General features: G+C 68.6%; 24 protein-coding genes. 16 read left to right on the top strand and 8 right to left on the bottom strand.

Features of this window, described 5'->3' with window-relative positions:
* Nucleotides 1-29 precede the first annotated feature (29 nt).
* From def (ACE3UA_RS05435) to ACE3UA_RS05415, 5 genes are read left to right on the top strand one after another with little or no spacing between them, the layout of a single operon-like run.
* Nucleotides 30-545, top strand: a complete 516-nt coding sequence (def, locus tag ACE3UA_RS05435) for a peptide deformylase (RefSeq protein ID WP_374643320.1) — start codon at nucleotides 30-32, stop codon at nucleotides 543-545.
* 18 nt (nucleotides 546-563) lie between these two features.
* A complete protein-coding gene (gene def / locus ACE3UA_RS05430; protein ID WP_374643318.1) occupies nucleotides 564-1,049 on the top strand; it encodes a peptide deformylase in 486 nt (161 codons plus the stop codon).
* Nucleotides 1,046-1,549, top strand: a complete 504-nt coding sequence (gene def / locus ACE3UA_RS05425) for a peptide deformylase (RefSeq protein ID WP_374643316.1) — start codon at nucleotides 1,046-1,048, stop codon at nucleotides 1,547-1,549. The genes def (ACE3UA_RS05430) and def (ACE3UA_RS05425) overlap by 4 nt, the downstream gene beginning before the upstream one ends.
* Nucleotides 1,546-2,439 (top strand): methionyl-tRNA formyltransferase, encoded by an 894-nt coding sequence (fmt, locus tag ACE3UA_RS05420; RefSeq protein WP_374643314.1) that lies wholly within the window; start codon nucleotides 1,546-1,548, stop codon nucleotides 2,437-2,439. Before def (ACE3UA_RS05425) ends, fmt begins: the two co-directional genes overlap by 4 nt.
* Before the next feature lie 48 nt (nucleotides 2,440-2,487).
* Complete coding sequence (locus ACE3UA_RS05415; RefSeq protein WP_374643312.1) at nucleotides 2,488-2,700, top strand: GlsB/YeaQ/YmgE family stress response membrane protein; 213 nt, start codon at nucleotides 2,488-2,490, stop codon at nucleotides 2,698-2,700.
* On the opposite strand, the gene ACE3UA_RS05410 is transcribed toward ACE3UA_RS05415, so the two are convergent.
* The 8 genes from ACE3UA_RS05410 to ACE3UA_RS05375 all read right to left on the bottom strand — a co-directional run bounded on the left by ACE3UA_RS05410 (nucleotide 2,693) and on the right by ACE3UA_RS05375 (nucleotide 7,604).
* Nucleotides 2,693-3,193, bottom strand: a complete 501-nt coding sequence (locus ACE3UA_RS05410; RefSeq protein WP_374643310.1) for a transcriptional regulator — start codon at nucleotides 3,191-3,193, stop codon at nucleotides 2,693-2,695. The two genes, ACE3UA_RS05415 and ACE3UA_RS05410, sit on opposite strands and share 8 nt — an antisense overlap.
* Before the next feature lie 38 nt (nucleotides 3,194-3,231).
* Complete coding sequence (locus tag ACE3UA_RS05405) at nucleotides 3,232-3,879, bottom strand: trimeric intracellular cation channel family protein (RefSeq protein ID WP_374643308.1); 648 nt, start codon at nucleotides 3,877-3,879, stop codon at nucleotides 3,232-3,234.
* On the bottom strand, nucleotides 3,876-4,334 hold the full coding sequence (gene rnhA / locus ACE3UA_RS05400) for a ribonuclease HI (protein ID WP_374643306.1): 459 nt from the start codon (nucleotides 4,332-4,334) through the stop codon (nucleotides 3,876-3,878). The genes ACE3UA_RS05405 and rnhA overlap by 4 nt, the downstream gene beginning before the upstream one ends.
* A 3-nt stretch (nucleotides 4,335-4,337) precedes the next feature.
* Nucleotides 4,338-4,799 (bottom strand): DUF3429 domain-containing protein, encoded by a 462-nt coding sequence (locus tag ACE3UA_RS05395; RefSeq protein ID WP_374643304.1) that lies wholly within the window; start codon nucleotides 4,797-4,799, stop codon nucleotides 4,338-4,340.
* Between the two features lie 39 nt (nucleotides 4,800-4,838).
* Nucleotides 4,839-5,312 carry a hypothetical protein gene (locus tag ACE3UA_RS05390; RefSeq protein WP_374643302.1) on the bottom strand — a complete coding sequence of 158 codons (474 nt, stop codon included), beginning with the start codon at nucleotides 5,310-5,312 and terminating at the stop codon, nucleotides 4,839-4,841.
* A 72-nt stretch (nucleotides 5,313-5,384) separates the two neighbouring features.
* Nucleotides 5,385-6,338, bottom strand: a complete 954-nt coding sequence (gene ispH / locus ACE3UA_RS05385; RefSeq protein WP_374643301.1) for a 4-hydroxy-3-methylbut-2-enyl diphosphate reductase — start codon at nucleotides 6,336-6,338, stop codon at nucleotides 5,385-5,387.
* 254 nt (nucleotides 6,339-6,592) lie between these two features.
* Nucleotides 6,593-7,012, bottom strand: coding sequence for a YqaA family protein (locus tag ACE3UA_RS05380; protein ID WP_374643299.1), 420 nt, complete (start codon nucleotides 7,010-7,012; stop codon nucleotides 6,593-6,595).
* Between the two features lie 16 nt (nucleotides 7,013-7,028).
* Nucleotides 7,029-7,604 (bottom strand): NYN domain-containing protein, encoded by a 576-nt coding sequence (locus ACE3UA_RS05375; RefSeq protein ID WP_197647253.1) that lies wholly within the window; start codon nucleotides 7,602-7,604, stop codon nucleotides 7,029-7,031.
* A gap of 143 nt (nucleotides 7,605-7,747) precedes the next feature.
* On the opposite strand from ACE3UA_RS05375, the gene folK reads away from it, so the two are divergent.
* From folK to recO, 11 genes are all read left to right on the top strand, one after another.
* Complete coding sequence (gene folK / locus ACE3UA_RS05370) at nucleotides 7,748-8,320, top strand: 2-amino-4-hydroxy-6-hydroxymethyldihydropteridine diphosphokinase (RefSeq protein ID WP_374643296.1); 573 nt, start codon at nucleotides 7,748-7,750, stop codon at nucleotides 8,318-8,320.
* Between the two features lie 84 nt (nucleotides 8,321-8,404).
* Nucleotides 8,405-8,758 (top strand): DNA-directed RNA polymerase subunit omega, encoded by a 354-nt coding sequence (rpoZ, locus tag ACE3UA_RS05365; protein WP_197647255.1) that lies wholly within the window; start codon nucleotides 8,405-8,407, stop codon nucleotides 8,756-8,758.
* 27 nt (nucleotides 8,759-8,785) lie between these two features.
* Nucleotides 8,786-10,903: a bifunctional (p)ppGpp synthetase/guanosine-3',5'-bis(diphosphate) 3'-pyrophosphohydrolase gene (locus ACE3UA_RS05360; RefSeq protein WP_374643294.1), complete on the top strand. Its 2,118-nt coding sequence runs from the start codon at nucleotides 8,786-8,788 to the stop codon at nucleotides 10,901-10,903.
* A gap of 64 nt (nucleotides 10,904-10,967) precedes the next feature.
* On the top strand, nucleotides 10,968-11,654 hold the full coding sequence (locus ACE3UA_RS05355; protein ID WP_374643292.1) for a DUF2062 domain-containing protein: 687 nt from the start codon (nucleotides 10,968-10,970) through the stop codon (nucleotides 11,652-11,654).
* A gap of 24 nt (nucleotides 11,655-11,678) precedes the next feature.
* The gene (locus ACE3UA_RS05350; RefSeq protein WP_374643290.1) at nucleotides 11,679-12,440 is read left to right on the top strand and encodes a pyridoxine 5'-phosphate synthase; all 762 of its coding nucleotides are present in this window, start codon (nucleotides 11,679-11,681) and stop codon (nucleotides 12,438-12,440) included.
* A gap of 79 nt (nucleotides 12,441-12,519) precedes the next feature.
* Nucleotides 12,520-12,951 carry a holo-ACP synthase gene (gene acpS, locus ACE3UA_RS05345; protein WP_374643288.1) on the top strand — a complete coding sequence of 144 codons (432 nt, stop codon included), beginning with the start codon at nucleotides 12,520-12,522 and terminating at the stop codon, nucleotides 12,949-12,951.
* 26 nt (nucleotides 12,952-12,977) lie between these two features.
* Entirely contained in the window at nucleotides 12,978-13,766 is a 789-nt protein-coding gene (gene lepB, locus ACE3UA_RS05340; RefSeq protein ID WP_374643286.1) for a signal peptidase I, read from the top strand.
* A complete protein-coding gene (rnc, locus tag ACE3UA_RS05335) occupies nucleotides 13,763-14,452 on the top strand; it encodes a ribonuclease III (RefSeq protein ID WP_374643284.1) in 690 nt (229 codons plus the stop codon). The genes lepB and rnc overlap by 4 nt, the downstream gene beginning before the upstream one ends.
* Nucleotides 14,453-14,606: 154 nt before the next feature.
* Nucleotides 14,607-15,518, top strand: coding sequence for a GTPase Era (gene era / locus ACE3UA_RS05330; RefSeq protein ID WP_374643282.1), 912 nt, complete (start codon nucleotides 14,607-14,609; stop codon nucleotides 15,516-15,518).
* Nucleotides 15,519-15,644: 126 nt separating this feature from the next.
* Entirely contained in the window at nucleotides 15,645-15,980 is a 336-nt protein-coding gene (locus ACE3UA_RS05325; RefSeq protein ID WP_374643280.1) for a DUF1491 family protein, read from the top strand.
* Nucleotides 15,981-16,016: 36 nt separating this feature from the next.
* A complete protein-coding gene (gene recO, locus ACE3UA_RS05320) occupies nucleotides 16,017-16,736 on the top strand; it encodes a DNA repair protein RecO (protein WP_374643278.1) in 720 nt (239 codons plus the stop codon).
* Nucleotides 16,737-16,778: the final 42 nt, after the last annotated feature.

Here is a 16,778-nt window from a genome sequence, read left to right as displayed (position 1 = left end):
GTCGCCCCGGCTTTCGTAGATCGCAGGGCATGATCCGCCCCATCCTGATCCATCCCGATCCGCGCCTCAAGAAGGTCTGCGACCCGGTGGCCGAAATCACGCCGGAACTGCGCCAGCTGGCCGGCGACATGCTGGAAACGATGTATGACGCGCCCGGCATCGGCCTTGCCGCGCCGCAGGTCGGCGTGACGAAACGGCTGATCGTGATGGATTGCATCAAGGACGGCCCGCCGGAACCCGTCGTGCTGTTCAACCCTGTGGTCCTCTGGTCCTCCGAGGACCTGTCCACCTATGAGGAAGGCTGTCTCTCGATCCCCGACCAGTATGCCGAGGTCAAGCGCCCGGCCGAGGTTCAGGTGCGCTGGACCGATCTTGACGGGAAAGAGCAGGAGCGTCAGTTCGCCGGGCTCTGGGCGACCTGCGTGCAGCATGAGATCGACCATCTGAATGGCAAGCTGTTCATCGACTATCTCGGCCCGCTGAAGCGGCAGATGATCACCCGCAAGATGGAAAAGCTGAAGCGGGAACGCGCGCGGGCGCTCTAGCCCGGAAGGAGGGTTCCGATGCTGCTGCCGATCCTGTGCTGGCCCGATCCGCGCCTGTCGCAACCTTGCGCGCCGGCAGTGCTGGACGACGAGTTGCGCGCGCTCGCCGCCGACATGCTGGAGACGATGTATGCCGCCCCCGGTCGCGGTCTTGCCGCGCCGCAGGTCGGCCGGCTGGTGCGGATGTTCGTGATGGATGTCGCCTGGAAGACCGGCGATCCCGCGCCGATGGTGTTCGTGAACCCCGAGATCGAGCTTCTGGGCGCGCCGGTCCCTGGCCCCGAGGGTTGCCTGTCGATTCCCGGCCCGGTGACGCAGGTGGCGCGCGCGCCGCAGGTCCGGGCGCGCTGGAGCGACCTGCACGGCCAGCGGCACGAGGCGCTGCTGGACGGATTCGCCGCCGTCTGCGTGCAGCATGAATACGACCATCTCGACGGCATCCTGACGCTGGACCGCCTTGCGCCCGAAGCCCGCGCCCGGGCCGAGGCGGAGGTGCTGGCATGACCGTCCGCCGTTGCCTGCCCTGGCCCGACCCGATCCTGCGCAAGCCCGCCGCCGACGTCTCCGCGATCACCGACGAGGTCCGTTCGATCTGGGCCGACATGATCGACACGATGGAGGCGATGCCGGGCTATGGCCTTGCCGCCGTGCAGATCGGACTGCCCCTGCGGCTGGCGGTCGTGGACGCCTCCGAGGCGCGGGGGCAGGCGGTGCGGATGGCCAATCCCGAGGTCCTGCACGCCAGCGTCCAGCCGCGCGAGCATGAGGAGGCGAGCCCCAACCTGGCCGGCGTCTCGGCGGTGATCCAGCGCCCCCGCGCGGTGACGGTGCGCTTTCTGAATGCGGACGGCCTGGTCGAGGAGCGGGATTTCGTCGGCCTCTGGGCGACCTCCGTGCAGCACCAGATCGACCATCTGGCGGGGAAGGTGTATTTCGACCACCTCTCGCCCCTGAAGCGCAAGATGCTGATCGCGAAGGCGCAGAAACTGGGGCGGCGCGGATGAGGGTCGTCTTCATGGGCACGCCCGAGTTCGCCGTCCCGGTGCTCGAGGCGCTGCACCGCGAGCACGAGGTCGTCGCCGTCTACTGCCAGCCCCCCCGTCCCGCCGGACGCGGCAAGGCCGACCGTCCCAGCCCGGTGCAGCAGCGGGCCGAGGCGCTTGGCCTGCCGGTGCGGCACCCGGTCTCGCTGCGCAGCGAGACCGCAGCGAAGGACTTTGCTGCACTTGCAGCGGACGTGGCGGTGGTCGTCGCCTATGGCCTGATCCTGCCGCAGCCGGTGCTGGACGCGCCGCGGCATGGCTGCCTGAACATCCACGCCTCGCTCTTGCCGCGCTGGCGCGGCGCGGCGCCGATCCATCGCGCGATCATGGCGGGCGACCGGGAAACCGGCGTCTGCATCATGCGGATGGAGGCGGGGCTGGACACCGGCCCGGTCCTTCTGCGGGAGACGCTGGAAATCGGGCCGGAGGAGACCACGGCCGAACTTCACGACCGCCTGAGCGGCCTGGGCGCGGGCCTTGTCCTGCAGGCGCTGGACCGGCTGCCGACCCTGGTTCCCGAACCGCAACCGGCCGGGGGCGTGACCTATGCCGCCAAGATCGACAAGGCCGAGGCGCGGGTCGATTTCTCCCGCCCGGCGGTCGAGGTCGACCGGCTGATCCGCGGCCTTTCGCCCTTTCCCGGCGCCTGGGTCATGGTGGGCGGCGAGAGGGTGAAGCTCCTGCGCTCGCGCCTGGCCGAAGGCGCGGGCAGTCCGGGGCAGGTGCTGCACGGCTTCACCATCGCCTGCGGCACCGGCGCGGTCGAGATCACCGAGGCGCAGCGCGAGGGCAAGCGCCCCATGCCGGCCGTCGAGGTGCTGCGCGGCCTGATCCTGCCGGAAAGACTGTAGCGCAACCGCCCCGGCATCCCCATATTGCGGCCATGAGGGGGGGATGACATGCCGTTCATCTGGCTACTGATCGTGGGCGCGGCGGCGGGCTTTCTGGCGACGCGCATCCTGAAGGTGGATCTCGACACCCCGACCACCATCGCCCTTGGCGTCTTCGGCGCCTTGATCGGCGGGCTGGTCCTGCTGGCCGGGGCCGGCGCGGGCTTCGTCGGCGCGCTTCTCGGGGCGCTGGTCTGGGCCTGGAAAGCCTGGTCTAGGTAAGCCGCTTCGCCGCGTCCTTCAGCCGGAAGCCCGGCGCGCCAAGGGCCGACCACAGGGCCTGACCCTGCCAGGCCGCGAACAGCAGCGCGGCACCCTCTCGCGCCTTCTCTCCCGCGCCCAGCCGCAGCGCCAGCGCCGATTCCACCCTCGCGCGCCAGGCGGCCGCACGCTGCGCCAGTTCGGGATCGCGGAGATCGGTGGCCAGCCCATGCGCATCCACCGGGCCGATCGCCTTCAGCAGCCCCGGTGGCCCCTTTTCGGCACTGGCCGCGATCGCCAGCGCCGTGCGCGCCTCCAGCGCGTCCCAGGCCGCCAGCCGGGCGGCGCGGACCATGCCGTCGCGGCTGCCATACCTTTGCACCAGCGTCGGCGCCGCCAGCCCGGTCGCCGCAGCGACGCTGCCGAAGGACACGGCCCTGTCCCCGCCCCGGTCCAGCTGGCGCTGGATGGCGGCATAGACCTGTTCGTCGGGAATGGTGCGGCTGCGCGGCATGGGGCGAGGATAGGCGAACGCCCGTTCACCCTGCAAGCCTAGCGTTTCGGCGCCCCCGGGCTCGGCGGGTGCGAGCGGTAGACCGGCAACCGCCAGCCCAGCGCGATGCTGCCGGCGCGCAGGGTGAAGACGATCCCGGCACAGAGAAGGAGCGAGAGCCCGTGGCCCAGCCCCGCCAGCCCGCCCAGCACCGCACCCAGCGACCCGGCCAGCGCACAGGTCGCGTAAAGCTCGCCCTGTTTCAGGACCAGCGGCACCTCGTTGCAGACCACGTCGCGCAAGAGGCCGCCCATGCAGCCGGTGATCATCCCCATCACCAGCAGGATCGGCCAGCCCTGCCCCTCGGCCATCGCCACCGCGACCCCGGCCGGGACCGCGACCGACAGCGCGAAGGCGTCGAACCACAGAAGCGCGCGATAGCGGCTTTCCAGCAGATGCGCGGTGAAGAAGACCGTGACGGCGGCGAAAGCGGCGACCGCCAGGACCAGCGGATCGGCGACCCAGAAGACCTCGCGGTTCAGGATCGCATCTCGCAGCGTGCCGCCGCCGGTGGCGGTCAGGCAGGCGATGAAGATGAAGCCCACCACATCCAGTTGCGACCGGCTGGCGGCCAGCGCCCCGGTCAGCGCGAAGACCAGCACCGAGGCATAGTCGAGCCCGTCCTGAAGCGTGAAGGCGGCGATCATGCCGGGGCCTTGAACGGCGCCATCCCGGCCCTGGCCAGCGCATCGGCGCGCTCGTTCTCGGCATGGCCGGCATGGCCCTTGATCCAGCGCCAGGTGACCCGGTGCCGCGCCTGTGCCGTATCAAGCCTTTGCCAAAGCTCGACATTCTTGACCGGAGGCCCCCCGGCCGTCCGCCAGCCCTTGCGCTTCCAGTTGTGGATCCACTCGGTCACGCCGTTCTTCACATAGGCGCTGTCGGTGACGATGGTGATCTCGGACGGCCGCGCCAGCGCCTCCAGCGCCGAGATCGCGGCCATCAGTTCCATCCGGTTGTTGGTGGTCTGCGCCTCGCCGCCCATCAGCTCGCGCTCCTTGATGACCACGCCGTCCTCGCGCGCCAGCATCAGCACGCCCCAGCCGCCGGGGCCGGGATTGCCCGAGCAGGCGCCGTCAGTATAGGCGAAAAGCTGCGGCATGGTTCAGGCCTGCAACGGAATGGCAAGGCAGGCGAGAACGACGACGGTCAGCATCACCCGCAGCCGCAGCCACCAGACCGGCGCCAGGCCCCAGGCGGAATAGGTCGCGTCCAGAAGGAGGAGGCCGACGAAGCCGGCGGCCAGGAAGATCGTGGAATTGGCGCTGGCATCGGTGACGGTGCAGAACACCCAAAGCGCGGGGATCACCGAAAGGGCATAGGCGACCCCGGCCTCGCGCCCCTCGGCCTTGGTGGCAAAGCCCCACAGGACGCCGGACATGAAGGACAGGATCACCGTGCCCCAGGTCAGTCCGACATAGGCCCCGAGGAACATCGGCGGCAGCCATTGCCCGGCCCATCCGGCCAGCGCCGGCGACAGGTGGGTGGCGGCCGACCAGAGGAAGGGGATCAGCCCGGCAAGGCCGAGAAGCAGGGCAGGGCGGGGGATGCGGCGGTCGTTGCTCATGGCCCTGATCTAGCCCGGCGCGCGGGCCAAGGCCAGCCGTCAGTCGGTCAGGAAGCGGTGCAGGCGCGCGGGGATCGCGGCCCGGATCGCGGAAAGCACGCTGGCGACGCGCCCGGCATCCTGTTCGCGGACCTGCGAAGGCAGGTCGATCCTGGTGCCTTCCAGCCAGACAGCCCCATAGACGGCCCCGCCGCCGACGGCGAGATCCTCGGGCGGGTGGGCCGGGTCCTCGCGCAGGGTGCTGGCAACGGCAGCGGCACGGATCGCCTCCAGCTCAGCCTCGCCGACCTTGGCGCGGCGCGTCTTGCAGGCCGGGCCCTCGGTCTCGTAGCCCGTGCATCGCTTGAGGAACAAGATGCCGTCCTCATGGATGATGACGCTGGCCTCCCAGGCGTATTCCGGCGGCAGGCTGCCCGAGTCGGCGCGATATTCCGCCAGGACGGGGGCATCCTCGGCCCAGACGGCGGGGGCGAGCAGCATGAGAAGGGCGGCTAGGGCGGTCAGGCGGGGCATCGCTGGTGTCCGGGCTATCGTTGCTGTCCGGCCCTCATAGCATCCCGGCCGAACAGCGGCCCAGTAGGGAATTCACGCCGGTTCGCGCAGGATGCGGGGGACCTTGAACTCGATGTCCTCGACGGCGGTCTCGACCTGCTCCACGGTCACGGCGAAGCGGGCGCGGAAGGCGTCGATCACCTCGTCGACCAGCACTTCGGGCGCGCTGGCGCCGGCGGTCAGGCCGATGGCGCGCACGCCGTCCAGGGCACGCCAGTCGATGTCGGCCGCGCGCTGGATCAGCATCGAGTAGCCGCAGCCCGCCGCGCTGCCGACCTCGACCAGGCGGCGCGAGTTCGACGAGTTCGGCGCCCCGATCACCAGCAGGGCGTCGATCTTCGGGGCGACGGCCTTGACGGCGGCCTGGCGGTTGGTGGTGGCGTAGCAGATATCGTCGTGGGCGGGGGCGTGGATCCGGGGGAAGCGGGCCTTCAGCGCGGCGGCGATTTCGGCGGTATCGTCGACCGAGAGCGTGGTCTGGGTGATGAAGGCCAGCCTCGCCGGGTCGCGGACCTGAAGCTTCGCCACATCCTCGACCGTTTCGACCAGCAGCACCTCGCCGGGGGGAAGCTGGCCCATGGTGCCCACTGTCTCGGGGTGGCCGGCGTGGCCGATGTAGATCATCTGGGTGCCGGCCTCATGGTGCCGGGCGGCCTCGTTATGGACCTTGGTGACGAGGGGGCAGGTCGCGTCCACCGCGATCATCCGGCGGTCGGCGGCCTCGGCCGGGACCGATCTGGGGACACCGTGGGCCGAGAAGACGACGGGGCGGTCGTCGGGGCATTCCGACAGTTCCTCGACGAAGACGGCCCCCTGGGCGCGAAGGGCGTCGACGACGAACCTGTTGTGGACGATCTCGTGGCGGACGTAGACCGGGGCCCCCCATTTCTGCAGGGCCATCTCGACGATCTTGATCGCGCGGTCCACCCCGGCGCAGAAGCCGCGGGGGGCGGCGAGGTAGAGGGTCAGGGGGGGCAGGTCGGGCATCGGGAAGGTCCGTGGCTGGTCGGGCCAGACTTAGGGGTTGCGGAGCGGGAGGTCCAGTGTGGGACGTGTCCACGGTGGACAGATTTTTCGAGCAAACGATTTCAATGGGTTGCTTGCGGGCGTTAAGGATCTGGAAAGAAGTTTGGCGGGTCGTTCGCTCGGGTCGGACGCGGGCGAGGGGATCGACGCAGGGTAGGTGCAACCCACCGAGGTTGCGGTTGGCAGGTCAGCGGGATGGTGGGTTGGCGCCCAGCCTACAGGGCCGAGACGGCGGCGGCGAGGGCGATGTAGCGCCCGGTCTTCGCGATGGCGACCAGCAGCAGGAACACCGGGACCGGAACCCGCAAGACGCCCGAAAGCGCCACGATCATGTCGCCGAAGGGCGCCCATGACAGGAGGAGGAGCCAAAATCCCCAGCGGCCCCACCAGATCTTTGCGCGGGTCATCTGCGCGGGTGTCAGCGGAAACCAGCGGTGGTCGTGCTGATCCGCCAGCCAGCGGCCGAGCGCATAGGTCACGCAGGAGCCGAGCGTGTTGCCGATGGAGGCCACCAGGACCAAGGCCAGCGCGGGCCAGCCTGCGGCCTGCAGGCCGAGAAAGACGATCTCGGACTGGAAGGGGAGCGGGCTGGCGGCCAGGAGGGCCGCCAGAAACAGGCCGGAAAGCCCGATCACGCCGGACGCGCCGGGATCACTTCGCCCCGACCGGAACCTCGTCGGGGGTAACGGGGCGCGGCTCGCGCGGCGGGCGGCCGATGACTTCGCGCAGCTCATCCAGCTCGATGAAGTTGTCGGCCTGACGGCGCAATTCGTCGGCGATCATCGGGGGCTGGCTGCGGATCGTCGAGACGACCGAAACACGGACGCCCTGCCGCTGCAGGCTTTCCACCAGCGGGCGGAAGTCCCCGTCGCCCGAGAACAGGACCACATGGTCGATCCGGGGCGCCAGTTCCATCGCATCGACGCAAAGCTCGATGTCCATGTTGCCCTTGACCTTCCGCCGCCCCTGGCTGTCGGTATATTCCTTCGCCGGCTTGGTGCGCATGGTGAAGCCGTTGTAGTGCAGCCAGTCCACCAGCGGCCGGATCGGGGAATATTCCTCGTTCTCGAGCAGAGCGGTATAGTAGAATGCGCGAAGCAGCTTGCCGCGACGCATGAATTCCATTCGCAGAAGCTTGTAGTCGATGTCGAAACCCAACGCCTTGGCCGCAGCGTAAAGGTTCGATCCATCAATGAACAGCGCAAGCCGTTCGTCCTTGTAAAACATCTAGTGGTCCCCTCAAACCCGCCGACTGGACGAGCTTCCGTGTCTGGAGCGCATCGTGTAGTGAATTCCAGCAGCCGACTTACGGTGAATATCAGTCTGTATCCTGTGGCGACAAGTCAACTCTGGGAACTTTAGGGCTAATCATGCGTGAATCCGATCATGCTTTGGTCGCACTCGGCGCAAATCTGCCATTCGGGGGCGAACCTCCGGAAGCGACCCTCAGCCATGCGTTGAGCGCCCTCGCCGAGGAGGGTCTTCCCGTGCTGGCGGTCAGCCGGTTCTTCGCCACGCCCTGCTTTCCGGTGGGGGCGGGGCCGGACTATGTGAACGCGGCGGCAGTGGTCGATTGCACGGCGGCCGGCGGCCCGGCCGGGGTGCTGGCGCGGCTGCATGCGGTCGAGGCCCGCTTCGGGCGCGAAAGGCTGCAACGCTGGGGGATGCGGACACTGGACCTGGACCTGCTGGCGGTGGGTGATTCGGTGCTGCCGGATCCGGCGGCGCAGGATGGCTGGCGCAATCTGCCGGTGGGGGAGCAGGCCCGCGCCGCGCCGGACCGGCTGATCCTGCCGCATCCGCGGTTGCAGGACCGGGCCTTCGTGCTGGTTCCATTGGCCGATGTGGCCCCCGACTGGGTGCATCCGCGCCTGGGCCTGACGGTCCGGCAGATGCTGGCGGCGCTGCCGCAGGCGGATCGCGATGCGGTGAAACCGCTTTGATTTGCGGCGATTCCGCGCTTGTCAAGCCATGCCATTGCGCCTAAATAGGCCACTTCCAGCGAAGCTTCGGGATTGGAGTTGCTCATGGCCCGCGTGACGGTCGAAGATTGCGTTGACAAGGTGCCGAACAGGTTCGAGCTGGTGATGCTTGCTGCCCACCGGGCGCGCGAGATCCAGTCGGGCTCGCCCCTGACGATCGACCGCGACAACGACAAGAACCCGGTCGTCGCCCTGCGCGAGATCGCCGACGAGACCCAGTCGGCCGATGTCCTGCGCGAGCGGATGATCGAAAGCCACCAGACCCAGATCGAGGTGGACGAGCCCGAGGAAGACCAGATGGCGCTTCTCATGGGTGGCGAGATGGATCGTCCGATGGTGGACGACATGTCGGAAGAAAAGCTGCTGCGCGCGCTGATGGAAGCCCAGGGCGAAGTTTAAGGGTTTTGGCCCGCGGGTGGGGCGGTGATGATCGACGTCGATGACCTCATCGCCCTGGTTCGCAACTATAACCCGCGTTGCAATGCCGATCTGATCCGCCGGGCCTATGTCTATGGGCTGAAGATGCACGAGGGGCAGGTCCGCAAGTCGGGCGAGCCCTATTTCACCCATCCGGTTGCGGTGGCCGCGATCCTGACCGAACAGCGGCTGGATGACGCGACCATCGTCACGGCGCTGTTGCACGACACGATCGAGGACACGCGGTCGACCTATGCCGAGGTGGCCGAGCTTTTCGGGGCCGAGGTCGCGGAACTGGTCGACGGGGTCACCAAGCTGACCAACCTGCAGCTCTCCAGCACCGGCAGCCAGCAGGCCGAGAATTTCCGCAAGCTGTTCATGGCGATGAGCCGCGACCTGCGGGTGATCCTGGTCAAGCTGGCCGACCGTCTGCACAACATGCGGACGATCAAGTCGATGAAGCCGGAAAAGCAGGCCCAGAAGGCGCGCGAGACGATGGAGATCTTCGCTCCGCTGGCCGGGCGGATGGGGATGCAGTGGATGCGCGAGGAGCTGGAGGACCTGTCCTTCAAGGTCCTGAACCCCGAGGCGCGCAACTCGATCATGCGGCGTTTCCTGACGCTGCAGCGCGAGACCGGCGATGTGGTCCACAAGATCACCGGCGACATCCGGCACGAGCTGGAAAAGGCGCAGATCGAGGCCGATGTCTATGGCCGGGCGAAGAAGCCGTTTTCGATCTGGCGCAAGATGCAGGAGAAGGACCTTGCCTTCTCCAGCCTGTCGGACATCTACGGCTTCCGGGTGATCTGCGGCAGCGTGGCGGACTGCTACCGCATCCTGGGCGTGATCCACCAGAGATGGCGCGCGGTGCCGGGGCGGTTCAAGGATTACATCAGCCAGCCGAAGAACAACGGCTATCGCTCGATCCACACCACGGTCTCGGGCCGCGACGGCAAGCGGGTCGAGGTGCAGATCCGCACGCGCGAGATGCACGAGGTGGCCGAGGCGGGCGTCGCGGCGCACTGGTCCTACCGCGAGGGCGTGCGCGCCCCGAACCCGTTCGCGGTCGATCCGGCGAAGTGGATCGCCACTTTGACCGAGCGGCTGGACGAGGGCGACACCGACGAGTTTCTCGAGAACGTGAAGCTCGAGATGTATTCCGACCAGGTGTTCTGCTTCACGCCGAAGGGCGACGTGATCCAGCTGCCGCGCGGCGCGACGCCGCTGGACTATGCCTATGCGATCCATACGCGGATCGGGAACTCCTGCGTTTCGGCCAAGATCGACGGGATCCGGGTGCCCCTGTGGACCCGGCTGAAGAACGGCCAGTCGGTCGAGATCATCACCGCCGAGGGTCAGCGCCCGCAGGCGAGCTGGATCGACATCGTCACCACCGGCCGGGCGAAGGCCGCGATCCGGCGGTCCTTGCGCGAGGAGGACCGGGGCCGCTTCGTCAAGCTGGGCCAGGAACTGGCGCGGGCGGCGTTCGAGCATGTCGGCAAGAAGGCCAGCGAGAAGGCGCTGCGCACGGCGGCCAAGATGCTGGGGCTGGCGGACGAGAACGATCTTCTGGCGCGCCTCGGCTCGGCCGAGATGCCGGCGCGGCGGGTGGTGGAAACCCTGTATCCCGAGCTTGCCATGGCCGTGGCCGAGGAGGTGGACGCGAAACGTCCGGTGGTGGGCCTGACCGCCGACCAGGGCTTCCGCCGCGCACAATGCTGCCAGCCGGTGCCGGGCGAACGGATCGTGGGCATCACCTATCGCGGCCAGGGCGTGGTGGTCCATGCCATCGACTGCCCCGCGCTGGAGGAATTCGAGGACCAGACCTCGCGCTGGGTCGACCTGCACTGGCATTCCGGTCGGCACGCGCCGGCCTATACGGTGTCGCTCGACATCACGATCTCGAACGACGCGGGGGTGCTGGGGCGGATCTGCACCTTGATCGGCGAGCAGAAGGCCAATATCTCCGACCTCAGGTTCACCGATCGTAAACCGGATTTTTACCGGCTTGTCATTGACGTCGACCTGCGCGACGTCGAACATCTGCACACGGTCATGACCGCGCTTGAAGCCGACACGGATGTGGCGCAGATCTCTCGGCACCGCGATCTGACGCGGCGGCCGTAACGGGAATTGACGGGCTCGTCCCGGGTGAAGAGGCAGGGAAGTGGTCTTCAAACGCAGGGAACCGTTGGGCTGGGGCGCGTGGCTGCGCGAGCAGGTCTATCCGCGCGGCGGCTTCAAGCGGGCGATCCGCTATGTCGTCCACCGGATGCGCCGCCTGCCCGACCAGCCGCACCGCGTGGCGCGCGGGGTCTTCGCCGGTTCGGTGATCGGTTTCCTGCCCCTGCCGGGGCTGCAGTTCGTCGCCGCCTGGGGCGCGGCCCGGCTGGCGCGCGGCAATGTGCTGGCCGCCCTTCTGGCCACCTTCAACACCAATCCGGTGACGACGCCGTTCTTCGCGGTCCTGGCGATGACGCTGGGGCACTGGATCCTGGGGATCGAGGCCCCGCTGAACGCGGAATACATCGGCAAGGCCTTCGCCAATGCCGGCGCCGACCTGTGGTACAACTTCCTTGCGATCTTCGGCCCGGAGCGCACGCGCTGGGACGGGCTGATCCAGTTCTGGCACGAGATCTACTGGCCCTATTTCATCGGCGCGCTTGGACCTGCCCTGGTGATCAGCGCCGTGGCCTATTACGTCACGATCCCGCTGGTCGCGGCCTATCAGAAGTCCCGCGCCGCCACCGCGCATGAGCGCAGCGAGCGGCGGCGCGCGATCCGGACCAAGCTGGCCGAGGCCGCGACCAAGCTGAAGCGGCGGGGCGAGGACGGGCAGGACCTGCCCGAGGATGACGACGGGCCGGGAACCCCCTGACCCGGACAGGAACGGAGAACGGCGATGGCAATGATGGCAGGCAGGCTTCGGCTGGGGGTCAACATCGACCATGTGGCGACGGTGCGGAATGCGCGCGGTTCGGCCTGGCCCGATCCGCTGCGCGCGGCCCTTCTGGCCGAGACGGCGGGGGCCGACGGGATCACCGCGCATCTGCGCGAGGACCGCCGCCACATCCGCGACGGCGATATCGAGGCGCTGATGGCGGCGATCTCGATTCCGCTGAACTTCGAATGCGCCGCCACCGAGGAAATGCAGGCCATCGCGTTGCGGCACAAGCCGCATGCCATCTGCCTGGTCCCCGAAAAGCGCGAGGAGCGGACGACCGAGGGGGGCCTCGACGTCGCGGGCGACATGGCGCGCCTGGCCGACTATATCGCGCCCCTGCGCGAGGCCGGGGCACGGGTCAGCATGTTCATCGGCCACGATCCCCGCCAGATCGAGGCAAGCGCACGGATCGGGGCGGCGGTGGTCGAGCTGCATACCGGGCTTTATTCCGACCTTCTGGCCGAGGGTCATGCCGAACTGGCCGAGCGCGAGTTGCAGGCCCTGCGCAAGGGGGCGGAACTCGCGGCCGAAGCGGGGCTGGAGGTCCATGCCGGCCACGGGCTGACCTATGACAATGTGGAGCCGATCGCGGCGATCCCGGAACTGGCCGAACTGAACATCGGTCACTTCCTCGTGGGCGAGGCGATCTTCTGCGGCCTCGGTCCCGCGATCGAGGAGATGCGGCGGCGGATGGACCTGGCGCGCGGGCCGGTGCTGTGACCGCCGGGGCGCCGGAATTCGTGACAAATTCCGGGACGATTTCCGGACCGGAAATCGGCGTCGCGCAGGGGGGCGGGCGGTGATCCTGGGGATCGGCACGGATCTTGCCAACATCGAGCGGATCGAGGGCGTCCTTGCGCGTCACGGCGACCGTTTCCGCGACCGGGTGTTCACCGAAGCCGAGCAGCGCAAGGCCGAAAGCCGAAAGCGCGCCATTGCCGCGACCTATGCCAAACGCTGGGCCGCGAAGGAGGCCTGTTCCAAGGCGCTGGGCACCGGGTTGCGGATGGGGATTTCCTGGAAGGACATGGCGGTGACGAACCTGCGCTCGGGCCAGCCGGTGATGCATGTCACGGGCTGGGCGGCCGACCGACTGCGGGCGATGACGCCTGCGGGCCACGAGGCGGTGATCCATGTGACGCTGACCGACGACCACCCCTGGGCACAGGCCTTCGTGGTGATCGAGGCCCGGCCGCTGTCCTTGACTCCGTCCCCCTCGCCGCGCATGTAGCGGCGGTTATCGCAAGGCAGGGCATCATGGCAAAATCCGGCAAGGCCGACGGCGGGATCCTCGAGACGATCAGGACGGTATTCTGGGCCCTGGTGATCGCGGGCGTGTTCCGCACCCTGTTCTTCCAGCCGTTCTGGATCCCGTCCGAGTCGATGAAGGACACGCTGTTGATCGGCGACTTCCTCTTCGTCAACAAGATGGCCTATGGCTATTCGAAATATTCCTGCCCCTTCGCGATGTGCCCGTTCTCGGGCCGGATCTTCGCCTCGGAACCCGAGCGGGGCGACGTGGTTGTCTTCCGCCATCCGGTCGCGGGGACCGACTACATCAAGCGGCTGATCGGCCTGCCGGGCGACAAGATCCAGATGAAGGCGGGGGTGCTCTATATCAACGGTGTCGCCGCGCCGCAGGAACCCGCGGGCACCTTCCAGGAGGTCTATGAGCCGCAGGGCCCGATGCGCAACATCCCGCAATGCGAGAACGGCGCGGTGGGGGCGGGCGGCACCTGCACGAAAAGCCGCTTCGTCGAGACCCTGCCCGAGGGCCAGAAGCACAACATCCTGAACATCCGCGACAACGGGCCGGGCGACGACACGCCGGTCTTCACCGTGCCCGAGGGGCATTACTTCTTCATGGGCGACAACCGCGACAATTCGACCGACAGCCGCTATGACCCGCGCGCGGGCGGGGTGGGGATGCTGCCGGCGGAATATCTGATCGGCCGGGCGGACCGGGTGATCTTCTCCTCGGCCGGGTCGCGGATGGTGTATTTCTGGACCTGGCGATCCGACCGTTTCTTCAAGGCGATCGAGTGAGGCTTTCGGCCGAACTCCTGGCCTTCCAGGGCCGGCTCGGGCATCAGTTCCGCAAGCCGGACCTTCTGACGCGCGCCGTCACCCATGCCTCGATCGGGACGGCGACGCGGCCGGACAACCAGCGGCTGGAATTCCTGGGCGACCGGGTGCTGGGCCTGGTGATGGCCGAGGCGCTGCTGGCCGCCGATCCGGGCGCGCGCGAGGGCCAGCTGGCGCCGCGCTTCAACGCGCTGGTGCGCAAGGAGACCTGCGCCGCCGTCGCGCGCGAGATCGGGCTGGGCGAAGTGTTGAAGCTGGGCCGCTCCGAGATGCTGACCGGAGGGCGCCGGAAAGAGGCGCTGCTGGGCGATGCGATGGAGGCGGTGATTGCCTCGGTCTACCAGGATGCGGGCTTCGAGGCGGCGCGGGCGCTGGTTCTGCGGCTTTGGGGCGACCGGATCGCCCGGGTGGAGCCGGACGCGCGCGACGCCAAGACCTCGTTGCAGGAATGGGCGCAGGCGCGGGCGATGCCGCCGCCGGCCTATGAGGAGGCGGGCCGGTCGGGCCCGGATCATGCGCCGATGTTCACGGTCCGGGTCACGCTGGCGAATGGCGCCTCGGCCGAGGCGGCGGCGGGATCGAAACGGGTGGCGGAGCAGGCCGCGGCGCGGATGCTGCTGGAGCGGATGGAAGGCGCGGGCCTTTAGGCGACGGCTCGTCGAGCACTTCGTGCACTCCTCGCAAGGATGCCGCCGACGAGGGCACGACGTGCTGGAAGAGGCCTGTCTCTCCGGACGGAATGCGAACTGGTCTTCCGTGCCGCTTTCGCCTATGGGTCGGACAAGGAAAGGTAGCCACCCCATGACCACGCGCGCGGGCTTCGTCGCCCTGATCGGAGAGCCGAATGCCGGCAAGTCCACCCTCCTGAACCGGATGGTGGGCGCGAAGGTTAGCATCGTCACGCACAAGGTGCAGACGACGCGGACGCGGATCCGGGGGGTCTGCATGGAGGGCGAGAGCCAGATCGTCTTTGTCGATACGCCGGGCATCTTCCGGCCGCGGCGGCGGCTGGACCGCAGCATGGTCAAGGCGGCCTGGGGCGGGGCCTCGGATGCCGATATCATCGTCCTCTTGATCGAGGCGCATCGCGGGCTGACCGAGGGCGCGCAGGCGATCATCGAGCGGCTGCGCGACGAGATGCCCAAGGGCAAGCCGGTGGCGCTGGCGATCAACAAGATCGACCGGGTGAAGGCCGAGACCCTGCTGGCGCTGGCCGAGGAGGCGAACAAGGCGTTTCCCTTCGCCAAGACCTTCATGATCAGCGCCGAGCGCGGCCACGGGGTCGGCGACCTGCGCGAATGGCTGGCCGCCGAGCTGCCGGAGGGGCCGTGGTTCTACCCCGAGGACCAGATCGCCGACCTGCCGATGCGGATGATCGCGGCCGAGATGACGCGCGAGAAGCTTACCCTGCGGCTGCATGAGGAATTGCCCTACCAGCTGACGGTCGAGACCGAGAAATGGGAGGACAAGCCCGACGGGACCACCCGGATCGACCAGATCGTCTATGTCGCGCGGGACGGCCACAAGGGGATCGTGCTGGGCAACCGGGGCGAGACGATCAAGGCCATCGGCCAGGCGGCGCGGGCCGAGATCAGCGAGTTCCTGGGCCGGACGGTGCATCTGTTCCTGCAGGTCAAGGTGCGGCCGAACTGGCTGGACGAGCCCGAGCGCTATTCCGAGATGGGGCTGGATTTCAAGGACGGGGATGCCTGAGGCCGCCGAATTCCTTGCGGAATTCGGGCAAATTCCTGCGAAGGAATTTGGCCCCGGTCCTGAAGCCGCGCGCGGTTGGCAGCGGGGAAGCCTCCGGCGGGAGTATTTGGAAAAAGAGCAAGCGGCATGAGCGTCCGGCTGGCCAGCGGGGTCTGGGTCTCGGCTTACCTCACACGGCTGCGGCTGGCGGAGATTCCGGCCTATGTCACCGCGAAGGGCGATGCCGAGGCGGGGGCGGTGGTGGTGAAGGTGGCGCTGCTGGACGGCACCGCGCGGGCCTGGGAGCGGCGGTCGGACCTGATGACCGGGGCACGGGCCTGGATCCTGCTGGCCGAGGGCGAGGAGCGGGAGGTGGACGCGCTGCTGGCGCGGACGAAGGCACGGGACCCGGACCTCTGGGTGATCGAGCTGGAGGACCGGCAGGGGCGGACGCTGCTGGATCAGGACGGGTTGTCGGATTGAGTTGCGCCCCCCGCGGCGGCGCGGGATAGTTCCGGCATGGACTGGCGCGACCAAGGGATCCTTCTGTCGATGCGCCCGCATGGCGAGACCTCGGCCATCATCGAGGTGCTGACGGCGGCGCATGGGCGGCATATGGGCGTGGTGCGGGGCGGGGCCTCGCGCCGGATGGCGGCGGCGTTGCAGCCGGGGACCGGCCTCATGCTGGACTGGCGGGCGCGGTTGCACGAGCAGCTGGGGGCCTTCACCGTCGAGCCGTTGCAGAGCCGGGCGCATCTGCTGGGCGACCGGCTGGCGCTGGCGGGGCTGCTGTCCGTCTGCGCGCTGCTGCATGTCGCCTTGCCGGAGCGCGAGCCGCATCCGCGTCTCTGGACCGCGACGCGGGGGGTCATGGATCTTCTGGGGCGCGAGGGCTGGACCTCGGCCTATCTGCGCTGGGAGTTGCTGCTGCTGGACGAGCTGGGCTTCGGTCTGGACCTGGGCGCCTGCGCGGTGACGGGGGCGACCGAGGGGCTGGCCTATGTCAGCCCGCGGACCGGCCGCGCCGTCACCCGCGAGGGCGCGGGGGACTGGGCGGAGCGGCTGCTTCCCCTGCCCGAGGGGTTGGCGGGCGAGGCGGCCTTGCCGCCCGGGGCGGTGGCGCAGGGGCTGCGGCTGACCGGACATTTCCTGGACCAGGGATTGCGGCCGGTGCTGGGCGACCGGCTCTTGCCCGAGGCGCGGGCGCGGCTGCTGGACCTTCTGGCGCGACCGGCGTGATGCGACACCGGATGTCGCGGCTGTGACAGACGGAACCCGGCT

It is taken from the genome of Tabrizicola sp. (assembly GCF_041919135.1).
Classification (GTDB): domain Bacteria; phylum Pseudomonadota; class Alphaproteobacteria; order Rhodobacterales; family Rhodobacteraceae; genus Tabrizicola.
This window is presented reverse-complemented; position numbering and strand designations above follow the sequence as displayed.